Genomic DNA, 16688 nt, shown 5'->3' with positions numbered 1-16688 from the left:
GGGCTTACTGCCACTGGACGACGATCCGGTTGAGCGGGGTGTCGATGGTGAACCGGCCGGGGCCGGGCTCGACGGGCTCGGCGTCGAGGGGGCGGAGTTCGAACTGGGCCTGACGGCCGCGGTACTCGCGGTCCCAGGTGCGGATCGCTTCGGCGACCTGCGCGGTCAGCTCCTCGCTGCCGGGGCCGTGCCCGACGGCACCGAACTCCCACAGCTTGCCGCCCTCGGGGGTCGTTTTCTGTGACAGGCGTCGGGCGAGGTAGGTGACGGCGCCCTTGTCGACGGCCGCGGTCGACGAGGGATACGGGTCGTCGGTGAGGAGAGTGCCCTTGGCGTCCTGCGGGAACAGCATCCGGATGAGGCCGGACGGGACGGAGCAGGTGACGAACAGCTCCATCCACTCCGGCGACTCCATGGCGCGGACCGTCATGCCGGTCCACTCCTCGGTGCGCGGCTGGTCCAGCACGTTGGCCAGGGCGTCGGCGTCGATCTGCTGCCCGGCAGGGGCCTGGAGCCGTACGGTGCCGTCCGCGCTGAGAGGGATGACGCGGCGGCCGTCATCGGCGATGCCCCTGCGGAGCGGCATGAAGGTGTTCATCTCGCTGCCGACGGATACCCACCGGCCGCCCTGGCGCTCGTAGGCGATGGAGCGGGAGACGCTGCCCTTGAGGCGCTGGGGGACCAGGAGCCGGCCGCCGGGGGCGAGCTGGTCGAGCCAGGCGTGCGGGACGCCGTGCGCGCCGACGGTGGCGATGATCCGGTCGTAGGGGGCTGCCTCGGCGTGGCCGAGGGCTCCGTCGCGGGTCAGGGCCTCGACGTTGGTGAAGCCGGCGGCGGCCAGGTGCGTGCGGGCGCCTTCCACGAGGTCGTCGTCGACGTCGATCGTGGTGACGTGCCCGCCCGCGCCGACAAGGTACGCGAGGAGAGCGGCGTTGTAGCCGGTGCCCGCGCCGAGTTCGAGGATGCGCTCGCCGGGCTGGGCCTGGAGCTGGTCCAGCATGAGGGCGACGACGCCGGGCTGGGAGGCGCAGGAGATCGAGGTGCCGTCGGTGTCGTACTTGATGTTCACCGGCGCGTTGGCGTAGGCGTCCTCGAGCGGCGCGTCGGGCACGAACGTGTGGCGGGGCACGGTGCGCAGCGCTGTTTCGACGGCGGGTGTGGGGGCGTGTCCGTCCTTGAGGAGCTGGTCGACCATGGCGTTGCGCAGTTGCTCGGCGTCCTCGAGGGGAGCGATCGTGTCGGTATTCACCGGCCCGACGCTAGTGGTATCGGTCGTTGTCTCGGCGGGTGACGCCGTGTTGTCACTCGATCCCATGACTACGTCGCGCGCGATGGTGGACAGGGCGCTCTGGTCATCGTGGAGGAGGCCTGCGCGGTTGGCGTGGAAGATCACGTGGTGGGCGATGACCTTTCGCAGACCGTGGGTGAGCTGGCCGGTGGCGGCGAGGTAGGCGAGCGTCGTACCGGCGCGTTCGAAGGCGGCCACCCATTCGGCGTGCCCGTCGAGGGGGCCGTCGGGGTGGCACAGGCTGTGGGCGTCGGCGGTCATCAGCTTCCGCATGGCCGGTGCCAGGGCGGCGGACCGCTGTGGTGCGAGGACTTGGGTGGCTGGCCGGAGTTCGGTGACTTTCACCCAGACGTCGCCCTGCTCGAACCAGTCCAGGCCGGCGGCTCGCATCATGGCGCTTGCCAGGAGGATGGCAGTTTCGCGGCGGCCGAGGCGTCCGGGGCCGGGCTGGTAGGTGAGCAGGTGGCGGCTGTCCTCATGGAACAGATCGTGGGCGGCATCCATGGCGGTGGAACCGCCGAACGTGTAGGTCTCCGGTTCGTAGTCTTGAGACGGCCACGACAGCACGGTGCCGTCATCGACGAGGCCACGCAGCAGCGATGTGATGAGCGGGGACGGTTTGGCAGCGCGGTACCGCAGCGGCCAGGGCTGCTTGTTCATGAACCACCAGCCGGTGAGTTGCCCGTCCTGTTCGGCTTCGAGAAGGACGGGGCCGAGGCGTTCGGTGACGGTGCGCTGGCGGGTCTGCCGGTCGGCGAAGGTGAGGTTGTGCTGGTGCCAGCTGTCGGGGGGCATGGCGGAGAGCTCCTTCGGTCGAGGGGTTACGCGATGAGCAGGCAGGTGTCCCAGGCGGACCGGGGCGGCGTGGCGGTGGCGGGGGACAGGAGCGCCAGGGCGATACCGGCGGCCCCGTTGAGGAACCCGGGCCCGGCTTCCTCGTCCTGCACGATCGTGGTGGCGGCGTCTGCGGGGTCGGTGCCTGGCGGGCAGAGCGCGGCCAGGAGCGCCGGGATGACGGCACGGAGCTGCCCGGCGGTCGTGGGGTGTGCGTCGTCGGCGGTCCGGGCGGCGATGTGGGCGAGACCGGCGAAGCCGTGGCACAGGCTGTTGTCCGTGGTCGCCTTGAGCTGTGCGGGATCGGTGAGGGCGTCCACCAGCGCGTTCTCCGCCTCGACTTGGCGGCCGGTGTCGCCCAAGGCGAGGGCGGCGAGTTGCTGGGCGCGGGCGAGACCGGCGGTGCCGTAGCACCACGACGGGCGCAGCGCCCCCGTCGATACACGGCGGCCGTTGCGGAGCTCGGCGCGGGTGATCCAGTACGGCCACTCCGGGCCGTTCGTGGTGTCGGTGCGCCACCGCTCCAGCCAGGTGCAGATCGTACGGATGGCATCGAGCTGGCCGGTCACCGTGGTGCCGCGCCGGGCGGCGAGGGAGAGCAGGCTCAAGGGCCCGGTGATGCCGTGGGCCATGCCGCTGTTGGCGTGACCGCCGGGTAAGCGGTTGTCCGGTCGGCCCGAGGGTCCGCTCGGCGTCCACCAGCCGGGCAGTACCTCCCCGTGCAGCGTGAGGGGGGAGGCGAGCCGTACGAGGTAGTCCAGGACGGCTCGCAGGGCGTCGCCGTCGGCGTCGCGCCGCAGCAGGTAGGCGCCGTAGCCGCTCAGGCCGCGGACCGCGTCGAACTCGGCGAGGGCGGGCAGCTCTTGGTGATCGATGCGGCGGTGAGCGGCCGCCGCGCGGCGGCGGGCCTCGGCGGCGACCTGCCGGTCGAGCGCCTCCAGCGCCCGCCGGTAGGCGCCGCCGGGCAGTTGCCCGGCGGCGCAGGCCAGGGCGTGGGCGAGAGCGGGAGCCCCGTAGTAGGGGTTGCTGTCGGTGCCGGCGGTGAGCGGGGCCTGCGCGATGGCGGCGAGCCAGTCATGGGCGCGCTGCCACGGCCCCCTCCCGGAGGCGGCGAGCTCGATATGCAGCAGCGCGATGCCGGGGAGGCCGTGCGCGAGCGACTGCCGCCACCAGCCCGCGCCGCGCAGCCCGCCCGGCACGGCGTCGGGGTCCACCAGGCGCTCGCCAACCGCACAGGCCAGGCCCAGGGCGGGGTGCTGCGTCACGCGGGCCTCCTGGTGGTCTTCGCTGTCCATGCCAGGGCTGCGGCCCGCGCGAGGTAGAGGCAGATGGCTTCCTCGGGGAAGTCCACGGCGACGGCGCGCGCGAAGTTCAGATGCAGGAGGGAGTCCAGCACGGCGTCAGGGGCAATGCCTTCGGTGTCCGGGCCGGGCAGGTGGCCGCGGTAGGCGGCCAGCGCCGTATCGCGCTCTGCCCACGCCTCGACGATGGCGTCACCGCCCGGAGCCGAGCGCAGCGCCGCCCAGTCGTGCCGCGGGTCGGACAGCCGTACCGCCTCGGTGAACTGCCGGCGGGGTACCGGCTCCGGTGCCGTGGGAGGAATGCGGCCGGTCAGCCAGCGCATCCCGGCGGCAGTGCTGCCGAGGAAGGTACAGGCGATCGCGACGGTGTGTGCGGCGGCCAGCGCCCGCCGGTGCGGGCGGACGGTCTGGCGGTGCTGGGCGAGGAGGGCGCGCGAGTCGGCACGGAACACCTCCTCGGCCGCCTCCCACGCCGCGCCCGAGCCCCAGCGGCCCGTCTCCGGGTACGAGGTGGGATACCGCACCTCGCTCAACAGCCCTGCCTGATGCAGCTCCTCGGCCCACGTGCTCACTGTCTGGGCCAGCGGCCCGAACTCCTCGGGGCCGGACAGGGCGATGCGCAGGCGCAGATGCTGCTCCGGGTCGCGGAACCGTACGTACCACCACGGCGGCCGGCCGAGCCGCTCCAGCAGGTCGGGCACATGCTCTGCCAGGACGGTGTCCTGGCGGCGGATGTCCCCGTACAGGGCGGCGAGCAGCACCCGTGACGCGGCCGGAGCCAGCCCATGCCCACGCCCCAGAACCCGGGCCGTGCTCGGCCGGGGCAGATGCGGCCACCCCGGCGGCGCGAGCGCTTTCAGCGGGACGACGACCTCGTGCGCCCGGTCCCCGCACCACCCGGCCTCCCGGCGCGCCTCGCTCAGCGCGAGCGGGCCCCCACGGTCGAAGTGGGCGCGCAGCAGCGCCCGGTGATTGGCCTCCTCCAGACCCAGCGCAAGCAACCGGTCCCCCTCCGTCAGATAGACCTGACCAGGCACACGGCGCCGCGCCCGCCATGCGGCAAAGGCCTCGTCCCACTCGGCCCAGGGGCGGGAACGGGCCGGCAGTTCGGCCGGCTCCAGGCGCCACCGCGCGGGGGACAGCACGGTGCGCCCGTAGCGCAGGCGCGGCAGGAACGGCATCACCCGCGCCGCGCCCCAGTCGAACCCGGTCACCGCGGTGTACGAGGTGCGGCTCAGCTCGATCAGGAAGCGGGCCAGCGGCGGCGTGTGCCGGTTCAGGTTCAGCGCGTGCATCGCCACGGCCTCCACCCGGCAGCCCAGCGCCGGCGCGGCCAGGTACATCCGGCGGCCGTCACAGCCCACCGCCAGGTCCTCAACCGTCAGCACGCCCTCACCCGGAACACGGTGCTCCTCCAGGCTGATCACGAGCGGCAGGGCTTGCGGGGCCCGGGTGACGTGTGCCGTCTCCGGCTCCAGCGGCGGAAAGGAGAGCTGCACCGGCACGGTGCACTCATCCGCTGCCGGCAGATCCGCCATCTCCGCCGCGAGGGCGGCGCGGCCGCGGGGGTCCAGGACACTCAGGAAGCGGCCGCTGCCCACCCCGACGCCCCTGGAGACGCTCAGCACCTCCAGCCAGAAATCCCCCCGCGCCAACCGCTCCGTGCTGGCGGCGTGCACCCGGACCCCGACCTCCAGGTGCGGCGGGAGCCGGACCGCCCCCAGCTCCAAGGAGGTCAGCAGTTCCTCGTCGAGAGCGACCTCGTCGAGGCCGTCGAGGAGTGCGCGCTGCGCCAGCCGCATCAGGGCCTCGTCGCGGCTCGACACCGGCGAGCGGCGCTCCTGGGTCACCGAGCCGGGATAGCCGTCGGGGAAGCCGATCCCGCTGTCGGCGACGACGTCCAGCACCGGCACCATCGAGCCGAGACCGAAGCGCTCATAGAACCGCTGGTGATACGCCTTCCACACCGCCGCCCCGTACGGGGCGGCGCTCGTACGGGCCAGAGTGAGCGCCGCACGCTCCACTTCCTCGGCTACGGCGCGGGGGAGAGCGAGCGAGGCGTCCAGCCGCAGGTCCACCGCGAAGGGATGCCTGCGCCCGGGGGCGAGCTTCCGCATCCGCGCGGCCGCGCCCTCCCGGGCGGCACGGGTAGCGCCGACCGGGCGCGCCGTGCACCGCAACAAGTCCGTCCGGATGCCCCGCAGCTCGGCCACCAGGGCGCTGGCCGGGTGCTGGTGCACCCCGTCGGCTCCGACGGCCCCCAGCTGCGCCAGCATGTGCTCCAAGGGGGCGGCCTCGGTGGTGGGGGCGTGCAGAGCGGTGATCAGCGCCCGCCGGGCAACCAACTCCGTGAGCAGCCCGGTGACCCGCTCCGGACCCGCCTCGGGGAAGGCCGCTGCCAGCTTCGCCCGCACGTGGGCAAACGGCATCGGCGCGCGGGCCGCGGCCAGGGCCATCCGCACGGGCGCGGTGTACCGCAACGAGACCTCCACAGCCGCCGCCCCCTGGCCTTGAGCGTGCGGTTGGTAGGGCACGATCAGCCGGTCGCCACGGACGACCAGCGCGTTGTTGGCAATCACCGGCAGGCGCGCCAGCAGCTCCGGGCAGCTCTCCAGCCGGGTGATCACCGACGACAGCCACTCCGCACCGGCACGGATCACCGCCAGGTGCTCCTCCCCCCACCGCGCATCCGCCTCCGTGCCGAAGGACGCGGTGGTGACGCCGGCGAACAGGCCAAAAGGGGTCGCACGGTGCTCCGAGCGCAGTAGGTAACGCGCAACGGAGAAGGCCGCGCGTCGAACATCGCGTCGGGCCGGGTGCTCGGCTTCGCACAGCGCGTGGACTTGCTCGGCGAGCGCGGGGCTTGCGTGCCGGATCCCTTCCGCAACGCCTCCGGCATGCCATACGGCGCGCAGCCATGCGGCCTGCGCCGATACGCCTTCCGGGGTGGGGTCGGTCAGATCGGGCCACGGTGGAACTACGCGCGCGGTCGACGCGACGGCGCGGACGAGCGCGGTGCTGCCAGATCGGAACGCGCGAGCGGGAACAGGCACACTGACCTCCGCGTGACGCAGAACGAAACGGGGGACGACCGGTGCCGCCGCGCGACGGCGACACCGGCCACTGAAGGGGCGGGTAGGTCAGTGGACGCCGGTGGTGCAGGCGCCACAGGTGGCGCCACAACCGTCGTCGGTCACGGCCACCAGACCGGCAGGGTCGGCGATCTCCACCAGCGTGACGTCCAGGTCGAAGCCGATGTCCGCCTGGTCAGGAATGTTCTGTACGCTCGCAGCCATCTCAATTCCTCCTGCTGTGCAGTGGTTGGATGTACTTTGCGCCCCGGCCCCACCGACTCGCTGTACAGGTGAGGTCAGGAGTTCGGTGCCCGGAGTGTAGTGACTCAGGCACTTCCGCGAAGGGCAGCCAGTGAGGTACCAGCCGGTTGCCATGCCCGCAGGCCGCCTGGCCGACCGGAAACCCCGGCGGTTGGGGGCCGCCGATGCCTCGGAGCACCCCGGTCCATATGTCGATTACGACGTGTCCATTTCCCCTCCTTTCTTGAAACGAGCGGCATCTGCCTGGGCCTCCGTGGCCACGCCCGACGAACGGTCGCGGCCGCGGAAGATCTGGGGCACCCGGTACCCGGACATCTACCGGTACCCGGCTTGCGGTTCTCAACGGGGCCCAGGGCGTCCCGGACGGCGTGGAGACACGTCAGATCAGCCCCTTGCGCAGGGCGTAAGCCACAGCCTGGGTCCGGTTACGTAGTTGGAATCGGCTCCTGACCTGCTCCAGGACCTTCTTCACCGCGCGCTCGGAGAGGTGCACCTGGGAGCCGATTTCGCGGGTGGTGAGCCCGTTAGCGGCGAGGCGCAGCACCGCGGCCTCGCGCGCGGTTAGCACCGAAAGGTCCTGAGGGGGTGTCACGGCGGGTTGCAGTCCTCTCATTCGGGGTGCCGGAGTGTGAACGGCCGGGGCAGGCGTTGGGAAGAGTGGGCCGTGGACCTGCCGAGTCGACCCTGGGTAGCCTGCGCGCCCTCGGCTGGTGGGGGACGCGCAGGCTGGGTGGCCGGTGGCGGGCGCACTCCTCCGGGCATGCGTCCGCGCTGCTGCCTCGCGGTGGCAGCACCCTCGTCCTCCCTGCGCGGGGCAAGGAGAGAAGGGGCCCGGCCAGGCCGTTCCGGGGGCCTGCGCGGGCGTCTACCCCTCGCCCGCCCGGGGGCCACAGCCGGAACGGCCGGTCTAGGGGGAGCGGATCACGACGTCCTGCCCGCGGTCCGCTCGAAGCCTTGTCGCGCCAGCCTGATCCGGCCCAGGCTGTGCTCGGGCGGGTAGGCCGCGGCATATGCGCGATCGAGCACCTGGCCGAGCGATTCGGCCTCCGGGCCGCTGGAGTACAGGACAGCCTGGGGCCCCCGACGCACAGACAAGAGACGGCCTTTGATCTCCAGCTCGCTCAGGTAGTTGCAGGGAACCAGCACCGTCGCCGGCACCACGAGGACCTCCGCGATGCCCTGCTCGACCACCGACTGCAAATGCTCGCACTGCTCCGCCATCACGGCTGCGCCCCCGAGGGGCCGCTCAAGGATCAACTCGTCCAGGAGCACCGTGACCTGTCTGCGAGAGTGGCCCGTTGTACCGGGCGTCTCCAGCCGGCTCTCGTCGCCTAGCACCGGGCTGATACGCCGCAGGGCCTCGGCGTAGGCGGCCGATTGCACCAGGCGGGGCATTCGGTATGCCGAATAGGTGCGCTCAGATGCGGCCCACTGTTCGCAAGCAGCCAGGCGGTCCTCCCACCCGAGACCGACATCAGTACCCAGGTGGTGCGAGACGCCAACGCTTTGCAGGAGGTGTCGCACCGCCATCACCTGCTCCACGTCCAGGAGCCCGTACATACGCAGCAAGGGCAGGACATCCTTCTCCTGCATGTAGGAACCGCCTTCCATACGGCTGACCTTGGAGATCGCACAGTCCAACACTCTCGCCGCCTCCCATAACCGTCTTCCCCGACAGTGACGCAAGTGCCGCAGATAGGCGCCTACCACCACATAGGCAGCGGATCGCGGCCTCTCTGCGAGAAAGGTCGGCTGGCTGGCCTCCCCGCTACGGACGGACAAGCCCGGTTGATGTTGCGTCATCGCCTCATCCTCATCGGACCGGACAAGGAGCGTCGGTGGGTGCTCGGCCAGCAAGTTGAGCCGGACTTACTGGTGTGCAGCCGCGCAACGTGGCAAAGAGCTGCCCGGCGAGTACCCACTGGCAGGCGGGATCGCCGTACCGCGCGAACGCTTTCTTCCCAGCAGCAGGCCGGGGGCAGCCGGGGCTGTACAGCGTGCCGTGGACCCCGTCGATGGCCGGCGCCTTCACCCGCACGGCCGTGTGGCCGTCACGGAGCGCGGGACAGACCTGGACGGCCTGGCGAGCACACGGCAGGCACACGGGGGGCTGCACGGTGACCTCCCCCTCCGGGTAGGCGATGCGCCCGTCCAGAAGCCACAGCATGCCCTGGTCATTCACATCGGCGGGGCCGGCACAGACCTGGCACAGCATGCTCCCCATAGCCCGGCGCTGCCGTTGCGGGTGGATCCTGCCAAGCTCGGGGCGCCCCTTGCCCCGAGCCAGCCCGCAAGCTGCCCACAGGACGCCGTACGTATCGCGGTCCTGCGGGTATTCGTCGAGGTAGGCGATTCCGCGCCGCCGCGGGTTGGCGATAACGACCGCCGTGATGGGGGTCTCTGTGCTCCATGCTGCGATGTAGGGGACGGGGGCGCGATGGCCCTTCACGGTAGTCATCAGTTGACGTCCTCGATCGGTTGGTTCGTAAGGAGTTCGCGACCGTCCGCGCGGACGCCCGTGACCGGCCGGACCAGCTCCGTGCCCGTCTGCGCGGCCGCAATGTCCCGCGCGACGAGCGGGAGGAGGCCGCGCTGTTCGCGCGGCACTAACGGCCCTTCGGGGTGCAGGAGCAGCGGCCAGTTGATGACCTCGGCGGCGTAATCAGAGACGACCACGGCGGGGAGCCGGGCCTTTTGGGGACGGTGCCCGACGTCTGTGAGGGGAGCGCGCGTCATTCGGCGTCGTCTCCCATCAGGTCGAGGACGGCGAGGATCGCCAGGGCGTAGCGGCGCAGGTAGGACAGCGCCTCGTCGGGGGGTGTCTGTTCGTCGCGCAGGGCGAGGAGGAGGCGCAGTTCCTCGGTGGGGTACATCGCGACGCGGTGGGGGACGACCTGCATGAGCTGGCGGGTCGCCCGGCGGAACCGGTCGGCGATCCGCGCGGCGTCCTCGTCGCTGAGCGGTGCGACCTCGGGGCGCTGCCGTCGGCAAAGGGGGAAGCCGAGGCGGACTAAGAGGGCGTCGAGCTTCCGGCCGCAGGCGGCGGGACCGGCGGGCCGGTCGCTGAGGACTTCTTCGAGGGTGTCGATCAGGTCATCGCTGATCCCCTCGTCAGCCAGGGAGCGGGACAGGAGGTAGGCGATCCTGAGCTTCACCTCGTCCCCGGGGGTAACTGGCTGGCTCAGCAGCTCGGCAGCGGTTGCTTCGTTGACGGCGACCATCACGACCTCCCGGCGGGGACGGGGAAGGCGGCCCATGTGGTCCGACCGTCCTGGCTGACGCCCCAGTCGCGAGCGAGGACGTGGACGAGGAACAGGCCGCGGCCGCTCACGTCGTCGTCCGCAGCAACTCGAAGTCGGGCGGGGGCAGGGTTGCCGTCTGTGACCTCGACACGCAGCTCTTTGCCGGTGCCCCGCATGCGCAGTCCAACGGTTCCGTGGCCGTGTTCGATCGCGTTCGTGACCAGTTCGGAGACGACGACCAGCACGTCGCGGGTCAGTTGGGTGGGCACGGCCCAGTGCCGCATGAACGCCGCGGTGATGCGCCGTATGTGGGCGACACGTACCGGGTCTGGGGCGATGGCCACCTCGAATGCGTGCGGCGTCTGCGGCCGAAGCGTTGTGGTGGTCGGGGCGACGGCTGTTGCAGGGCTCATCGGGGGCCTCCCGTTTCCGGCGTTGCCAGCGCCACGAACCCGCCGAAGTGCTCGACCAAGCCGAGCTGGTTCTCGTACTCGTCCAGGTGTCGGCTGATGGAGTCGTACGTCGGCACCACGACTCCGTCGACGTCGCCCGCCCGGATCAAGCGCAGGACCAAGCGCCAACCGGGACGGTGTATCGGGGCCGCTGCGAGGCGGTCCGCGACGCACTGGTCGTTCTTGATCCGCCACTGCTCGGAGGCCGCGTAAGTCCGGGCCTCGTCGAGCGATGATGCTCGCGCCACGCCCGTGGGGACGTGCGTGTAGAGGCATACGCGCGGAATCCGTCCGTGGGCTTTGAGTTGGGCGAGGCGCTGGCAGAGGACTTCGCGGCGAAGGGCGTGGAGCCGGTGGAGCGGATCCGGCAAGGTGCCGATCCGCTCCGGCCCCCATTCCTCGCGGAACCGCTGCTTCCTAGTCAGCCAGGTTGCAGTGTTGCGGCCTCTCGGGTGCCCTTGGCTCAACGTCCCGGACGGCGGGTACAACGGGCAGTGGAAGATGAAGTGTGCCCTGTCCAGGAACTCGGTCAACCTGTCGACGAGAGCAAGCTGCATCAGCCCCTCCTCTGCTGGGCGCTGCGCCGGCGCTGCTCCTCGAGTCCAACGAACGCCCTGAAGGGCAGCATGGCTGGGGCGCTTTCGCGCTGATCGGTCACAAGGTGCGCATCCGCGGCGTGCTCAGTGGTGGAGTCCGGTGGGGAAGGGTTCCGTCTTGCGCTGGTGGTGCTCTGGCTCGTCATCACGATCGGCCTCGGCTCGGCATCGGGGGATGAGGGCGGTTGCCGCTCTAGTGGGGGTGCTGGGTGGCGGACTGACCACGGCGAGGCAGCGGGCAGCCCCACCGACCGGTCACAGCCCGAGGGCTGGATGGGCCCCTTCCGTCGCAGAACTACGTTCCTGCATGCGAGAGTTGTTCTGCAAGTCAAAGTGCAAACTTCACTTGAGGTGGCATATGCCGGTGGAAACGCATGGAGCTTTGCAGGAGAGTCTTGAGGTGCCACACTCAGGGTCGACATCCGATTCCGCCGGACTGTCACGTGAAATCGGTGGACTGTCCGCCGACTTGGCGGGACAGTCATCCTCGACGGCGGTATTCGGGCAGCGATCAGATGCTCTCGACGAGGCAGGAGGCAGGCACGTGGCGGCCCCCATCGGACCCACCGTCCGGCGAATGCAACTCGGTCATGAACTTCAGCAGCTACGGAGGCAGGCTGGCTTCACGAACCTCAAGGAGGTCGTTGACGGTCTCGGCTTCTCTGACGCGCAGCTCCGGCGTGTCGAGAACGGCGAGTCGGCATTCCGCAAGCAGAGCGATCTCGTGGCCGCCCTGGAGCGCTACGGCGTCACTGACCAGGACGATGTCGCCCACTTCACAGAGCTTCACCGCCAGAGCCTGAACCGCGGATGGTGGTCCACCTACTCGCGGACCATGTCCTCCGGCATGAAGATCTATGTCGGGCTGGAGGACGGGGCTACGAACATGCGCGCGTGGCAGCCCTCCGTGATATTCGGCCTGCTTCAGACCGAGAACTACGCACGCGAGCTCTTCCGCACGCACAAGCCGATCGACGAGCTCACGACAGAGCAAGTCGAGCGTGGTGTCGAGCTGCGTATGGAACGCCGCGAGATCCTGACCCGCGAGAATCCGGTGACGGCGCGCTTCATCCTCGATGAGGCCGCCCTTCGACACGTCGTCGGCGGCTCGGAGGTGATGCGCGAGCAGTACCGCGAACTCATCAAGATGAGCGAACTCGACAACGTCTCGCTTCACGTGCTCCCACTGTCGAAGCCGGCTTACCGCTGTGCCTTCGACTTCACCGTCCTGGACTTCGGCGCGGGGCTGCCGACGGCGGTCCAGATGGACCTGATCGACGGCGGCGTGAACATCACCGACAAGACCACTGAGGTCTGGGCATTCTCCCGAAGGTTCGATGCCTTGCGGGATGGCGCTCTTCCTCCGGAGGAGACGCCAAAGTTTCTGGAACAACTAGCCCGAGAGATCTGAGAGATGGCCCTCATGAAGTCCCTCGATCTGGCTCCCGAGGGAGCCTGGTTCAAGTCGTCGTTCAGTGGCGGCAACGGCAATAACTGCATCGAGGTCGCCGACCTCGGCTCGGTTGTCGGCGTCCGCGACTCCAAGGAGGAAAACGGACCGGCGTTCGTCGTGTCCTCGGCCGCGTTCGCCCGGTTCGTAGCAGGCGTGAGCGCCGGCGCCTGCTTCGCATAGTCTGCTCACCTGGGCCCGGTGCCCCTCGCGCCGAGTGCGGGGGAAGCCGGGCCTTCTTGCGCCTCTCCCTATATGGGCGCTTGGTCGCTCGCCGCCTGTCACAGATGCCGCCCTGGTGCCGTTCCTCCCTGCACGGGCAGGATGAAGGGGCGGAGCACCATGTCGGTTCGGTCGCAGCCGGGAGATTTCCCCAAGCTCCGGGCACGGCTCGGTGGCGCGTGCACGTATCCGATGCCTCGCCCCCCGTGCAAACAAGCGGCGCTCGGGCCCGCCTCGACACGGCAGCGCCCGTAGCTTCAGACGTACATCGCGGCTGCCGGGCGCGGGACGGTCGTAGACCATGTCGTACGGCGACCTGCTGACCAGCAACCAGCGCCTTCACCACATGGCCGAGCACCGGCTCAAGAAGCGGCTGCGGCAGGACGCGGCGCTGACCGCGAGAGCCCGCACCCTGCCGCGCCTGGAGCGGGCCGCCGTGTACTACGTGCTGCACCCGAGACCCATCAAGCGGAAGCGCGATCCGGGGAACTGGTCGCCGACTGCGAAGGCCTACGTGGACGGCCTGGTCGACGCCGGGCTCCTCCCGGACGACAACTCGGCTCACCTGGTCGGCCCGGCCCGGAGATGGGCCAGCCGGTGATGACCGGCAGTGCGCGCATCCCCCTCGTCTTCGTGGAGATCAACACTCAGGGCGCCTGACCTCGGTGTAACAAATTCCCGGCACGCACGTACTTAGACGCGGGGACCTGGATCGAGGCCCCCGCTACGTGCAATTCCGATACGAGGAGATGTCCCTCCAATGCCCGCTGTCCTTGCTGTCCAGGCTCCCGGCTACCCCGCTCCCAAGACCCTCCGCGAACTGGACAACCTGCTGTCGAACTCCGGCGGCCCCAGCGCCCACATCATCGTTCTCCTGCCGCAACTGGCCGCCCGTCTGCTGCGCCGTAACACCAAGAACCGCCACCTGCGGTCCGCAGCGGTCGAGGACTATGTGCGCGACATCGAGGCCGGCACCTGGCCGCTCAACGGGGAGGCCATCAAGCTCGACGTTCAGGGCAACGTCCTCGACGGCCAGCACCGGCTGCACGCCATCGTGAAGGCGGACGAGCCGGTCACCACCTTCATCGTCGGAGGACTGCCCCCAGAGGCGCAGACGACGATGGACTCCGGCCTGCGGCGCACCACGGCAGACGCCTTGTCCCTGGCCGACGAACCGCATGCCGCCACCGTCGCCGCCATTCTCCGCAAGGTCTGGACGTGGCAGCAGGGCGACCGGAAGTTCAGCCGCCGCATCAGCCCCACCACCACGGAGTCCCGGGCCCTGCTGAAGAAGCACCCCGAGATCCGGCGCTCAGCCGAAATCGCCCTGCGGACACGCGCGGCTTTCCCCCACATCCCCCAGTCGGCGCTCGGCACCGCGCATTTCCTCTTCAACGCCATCGACCCCGATGAGTGCACCTGGTTCTTCCAGCGCCTGGGCGACGGCGTCGAACTCTCCAGCGGCCACCCCATACTCGCTCTCCGCGCCCGGGTCACCTCCGAACGAGCCAAGGAAGGCCGGATCGCGTGGGAGCGCCACCTGTCCTACCTGGTGTCCGCCTGGAACGCCGTGCGCGATGACCGACCGCTGACCCGCCTGGTCGTCCGCCCCGACGCCCCCGTACCGAACCCGAAGTAGCCCCCTTCGCATAGGAGATGCCCCTCCCATGAGCACTACCCTCGCCGACGGTCCGGACATCGTCCAAGCCGCCAAGGCGTTCGCCCGAGGCGGCGAGCACATCGACCCCGAACTGCTGGACGCGTACCTGATCGAGGTCGCCGACAAGGCGTCCTGCTCGCTGCTGCGAGACCGCTTCCGCAACGACTTCCCGCACGCCGCTTACCACGAGCTGCTGTCCAACGTGGCGGCGCTGCGAGCCGTTCTCGGCTTCTCCCCGACGCCCACCGCCCGCGAGGTGCTGGACTGGCAGGACCGGCAGCGCAACGTCTACGCGGAAGCTGTGCGGGGCCCGAAGACCCCGTACCCAGTGATCTTCGTCGACGGGCCGTACCGCGGCGTCGAGATGGCGCTCGACGGCCCGGCGGAGGCGTACCCGAGCGCGGACGACCCCCTTGGGCACCTGGCCGACGGATGGATCGCGGGCCCGCCCGCCTTCATCTCGCTGCCCATAGTGTGGGGCGATACCAAGCAGACGGGGCACGGCGCCGTCCGGTACCAGCGCGGCTACGGCCCGCACGCCGACGGCCAGTGGCCGTTTCGCGTGCGTAAGGACGACCCCGCGGTACCGGAGGGTGCCCGGCCGCACATCCCCGTGTCAGCCGCACAGGAGGGCTGATGCCAGGCACGTTCGCCGACCGGGTGGCGGAGGAGGCCGTCACCTCGGTCGTGGACTGGGAACAGGTCTACATACGCCTCCAGCCCAAGGCAGCCGAAGCGCTGGCCCTCGCCGCCGGGTTCCCCATCTTCCCGCCCCCGCTGCCCAACACCTCCGTCAAGGTCCGCAGCGAGGTACCGTGCCCGGCCTGCGGCGACGGCCGGGTGTCGCGAGCCTGGCGCATGGAGCGTCGCGCGCTCATCGCCGGGTCGGTATGCCGACGGCGGCACGTCTTCGTGATGGCGCCGCCGCTGCCGTTCCTGGGGAGGGAGGACGAGGCGTGACCGCGCTGGCCGTGGAAATGCCGAGCCCCCTGTGGGCCGGGCGCGCCATCCTGCGGGCGGCAGGCCGGATGGCGCTGCACGTAGCCGTCGAGGGCGCCCAAGTGCCCACAGCCGCGATGTTCACCGTGCCCGTGGAGTGCCGCCCGAACGCCGAGTCCGCACCGGGCGTGCGGCCCTGGACCGGACCGGTCGACGAGGGGCTGCTGTGCGCGTCGTGCCTGCGAGCCCTGCGAGGCGATCCCGAGCCGGAACCGGCCCGCCTGATCCCTGCCGGCACGGCCGAGGCCCTGCCGGAGCCGGACCCGGGCCGGAGGGTGCGCCCTCTGTGGGCAATGCCGGGTCTGTCGACATACGCCGGACCGCCCCTGCCGGCTGAGTACGGCGGACGGCCGATCCGGTGATCGGATTGGGCCGAAGCGCCGAAGCTCTCTCATCACTCGTCGGCATGCGACTGGTGTGAGGACACCGGGCCGTGCGTGATGACGGGCGGCCGTCAGGGCAACCCGCCGGCGAAGGACAACCCGCTACGCTGATTAGTCGCCTACCGCTGCTCGTACTGCCAGCAGACGCGCGTCTACCAGCAGACCGGAGCAGCGGACCGGAAGCCGATCGCTCATTTCAAGCCCAAGTACCCGAAGGGAGCCCGCGTATGAATGCCCCGTCCGAGCCGTCCGCGAACCTGCTGGGGGCAATCGCGCTGATTGCGTGCGGCCGGCACGAGGGCAAGACCCGCTCGTGCAAGTCCTGCGCCCACAAAGCCCCCAGCCTGTTCAACATCGCATCGAGGGGCACTTTCGACGCCCTTGCCTCTGCTATCTGCGGTTTGACCAGCACCGCGTGCCAGGACTGCCGGAGCAAGGCCGCCGAGATCATCACCGAGACCACCGGCATGCCGTCCACTGCCTGAGCGGCGAGACCCGCCCCCCAGTCCGCACGGACATGGCTCAGGAGGAGCTCCTGCCGCTAGAGGGATGGCACAACGCCGAGTTCCACTGCCGCCTCGTCGAGGTCGATCCGTCCGACCGGCCCCCGGCGCTCGCCCGCGTTCTACTGTCCATCCTGCCACCCGGATACCAGGGCACGGCCCCGCGGGTTGAGGCGCTGGCCGACTACATCAGCAGGATCTGGGAGCTCGGCGCCAGCCTCGACGAGGCGGACCGGGAGACCCTCGGGAAGGCCGAACAGTATCGGTACCCGGCGGAAGCCCTGATGCCCTGGCTCACCGAGGCACCGCGCCGCGAGGCAAAAGATGTTTTCGACCGTGGGTACGAGGCGGGGCGACGTCGCGCGGCCCACGCGTCCCGGCCTACGTGAGCCCCCTACCCTGGCAGTGTCGCAGCAGTCGCAG

Annotated in this window: 19 protein-coding genes; 9 read left to right on the top strand and 10 right to left on the bottom strand. The window is 70.4% G+C overall.

From position 1 onward, the window contains the following. Positions 1-4: 4 nt before the first annotated feature. The 10 genes from fxlM to AB8O64_RS11025 all read right to left on the bottom strand — a co-directional run bounded on the left by fxlM (position 5) and on the right by AB8O64_RS11025 (position 11009). Positions 5-2083: a methyltransferase, FxLD system gene (gene fxlM / locus AB8O64_RS11070; protein WP_370418991.1), complete on the bottom strand. Its 2079-nt coding sequence runs from the start codon at positions 2081-2083 to the stop codon at positions 5-7. 26 nt (positions 2084-2109) lie between these two features. Continuing rightward, on the bottom strand, positions 2110-3387 hold the full coding sequence (locus AB8O64_RS11065; protein WP_370418990.1) for a lanthionine synthetase C family protein: 1278 nt from the start codon (positions 3385-3387) through the stop codon (positions 2110-2112). After that, the gene (locus AB8O64_RS11060) at positions 3384-6383 is read right to left on the bottom strand and encodes a lantibiotic dehydratase (RefSeq protein WP_370423842.1); all 3000 of its coding nucleotides are present in this window, start codon (positions 6381-6383) and stop codon (positions 3384-3386) included. The genes AB8O64_RS11065 and AB8O64_RS11060 overlap by 4 nt, the downstream gene beginning before the upstream one ends. Positions 6384-6563: 180 nt before the next feature. Beyond that, positions 6564-6719, bottom strand: coding sequence for an FxLD family lanthipeptide (locus AB8O64_RS11055; RefSeq protein ID WP_370418989.1), 156 nt, complete (start codon positions 6717-6719; stop codon positions 6564-6566). A gap of 418 nt (positions 6720-7137) precedes the next feature. Continuing rightward, the gene (locus tag AB8O64_RS11050) at positions 7138-7326 is read right to left on the bottom strand and encodes a response regulator transcription factor (RefSeq protein WP_370418988.1); all 189 of its coding nucleotides are present in this window, start codon (positions 7324-7326) and stop codon (positions 7138-7140) included. 353 nt (positions 7327-7679) lie between these two features. Beyond that, entirely contained in the window at positions 7680-8561 is an 882-nt protein-coding gene (locus AB8O64_RS11045; RefSeq protein WP_370418987.1) for a Scr1 family TA system antitoxin-like transcriptional regulator, read from the bottom strand. 654 nt (positions 8562-9215) lie between these two features. Beyond that, on the bottom strand, positions 9216-9434 hold the full coding sequence (locus tag AB8O64_RS11040; RefSeq protein ID WP_370418986.1) for a hypothetical protein: 219 nt from the start codon (positions 9432-9434) through the stop codon (positions 9216-9218). A gap of 56 nt (positions 9435-9490) precedes the next feature. Beyond that, positions 9491-9979 carry a hypothetical protein gene (locus AB8O64_RS11035; RefSeq protein WP_370418985.1) on the bottom strand — a complete coding sequence of 163 codons (489 nt, stop codon included), beginning with the start codon at positions 9977-9979 and terminating at the stop codon, positions 9491-9493. Further along, positions 9979-10344, bottom strand: coding sequence for an ATP-binding protein (locus tag AB8O64_RS11030; protein WP_370418984.1), 366 nt, complete (start codon positions 10342-10344; stop codon positions 9979-9981). Before AB8O64_RS11030 ends, AB8O64_RS11035 begins: the two co-directional genes overlap by 1 nt. A gap of 65 nt (positions 10345-10409) precedes the next feature. After that, positions 10410-11009, bottom strand: a complete 600-nt coding sequence (locus AB8O64_RS11025) for a recombinase family protein (RefSeq protein ID WP_370418983.1) — start codon at positions 11007-11009, stop codon at positions 10410-10412. 583 nt (positions 11010-11592) lie between these two features. On the opposite strand from AB8O64_RS11025, the gene AB8O64_RS11020 reads away from it, so the two are divergent. The 9 genes from AB8O64_RS11020 (at position 11593) to AB8O64_RS10980 (ending at position 16654) form a co-directional block, all read left to right on the top strand. Then, positions 11593-12459: a helix-turn-helix domain-containing protein gene (locus AB8O64_RS11020; protein ID WP_370418982.1), complete on the top strand. Its 867-nt coding sequence runs from the start codon at positions 11593-11595 to the stop codon at positions 12457-12459. 12 nt (positions 12460-12471) lie between these two features. Continuing rightward, positions 12472-12681 carry a DUF397 domain-containing protein gene (locus AB8O64_RS11015; RefSeq protein ID WP_370418981.1) on the top strand — a complete coding sequence of 70 codons (210 nt, stop codon included), beginning with the start codon at positions 12472-12474 and terminating at the stop codon, positions 12679-12681. 340 nt (positions 12682-13021) lie between these two features. Beyond that, positions 13022-13321 (top strand): hypothetical protein, encoded by a 300-nt coding sequence (locus tag AB8O64_RS11010; protein WP_370418980.1) that lies wholly within the window; start codon positions 13022-13024, stop codon positions 13319-13321. A gap of 159 nt (positions 13322-13480) precedes the next feature. After that, positions 13481-14359: a hypothetical protein gene (locus tag AB8O64_RS11005; protein WP_370418979.1), complete on the top strand. Its 879-nt coding sequence runs from the start codon at positions 13481-13483 to the stop codon at positions 14357-14359. A 28-nt stretch (positions 14360-14387) separates the two neighbouring features. Beyond that, a complete protein-coding gene (locus AB8O64_RS11000) occupies positions 14388-15017 on the top strand; it encodes an RsbRD N-terminal domain-containing protein (protein ID WP_370418978.1) in 630 nt (209 codons plus the stop codon). Next, complete coding sequence (locus tag AB8O64_RS10995) at positions 15017-15340, top strand: hypothetical protein (protein ID WP_370418977.1); 324 nt, start codon at positions 15017-15019, stop codon at positions 15338-15340. Before AB8O64_RS11000 ends, AB8O64_RS10995 begins: the two co-directional genes overlap by 1 nt. Then, positions 15337-15741: a hypothetical protein gene (locus AB8O64_RS10990; RefSeq protein WP_370418976.1), complete on the top strand. Its 405-nt coding sequence runs from the start codon at positions 15337-15339 to the stop codon at positions 15739-15741. Before AB8O64_RS10995 ends, AB8O64_RS10990 begins: the two co-directional genes overlap by 4 nt. Before the next feature lie 248 nt (positions 15742-15989). Next, on the top strand, positions 15990-16247 hold the full coding sequence (locus AB8O64_RS10985) for a hypothetical protein (protein ID WP_370418975.1): 258 nt from the start codon (positions 15990-15992) through the stop codon (positions 16245-16247). A 32-nt stretch (positions 16248-16279) separates the two neighbouring features. Next, positions 16280-16654, top strand: coding sequence for a hypothetical protein (locus tag AB8O64_RS10980; protein ID WP_370418974.1), 375 nt, complete (start codon positions 16280-16282; stop codon positions 16652-16654). Positions 16655-16688 lie beyond the last annotated feature (34 nt).

Source organism: Streptomyces sp. QH1-20 (assembly GCF_041283565.1).
In the GTDB taxonomy this organism is placed as follows: domain Bacteria; phylum Actinomycetota; class Actinomycetes; order Streptomycetales; family Streptomycetaceae; genus Streptomyces; species Streptomyces syringius.
Note: the sequence above shows the minus strand (reverse complement) of the source record. Positions and strands in the feature narration are given on the sequence as shown.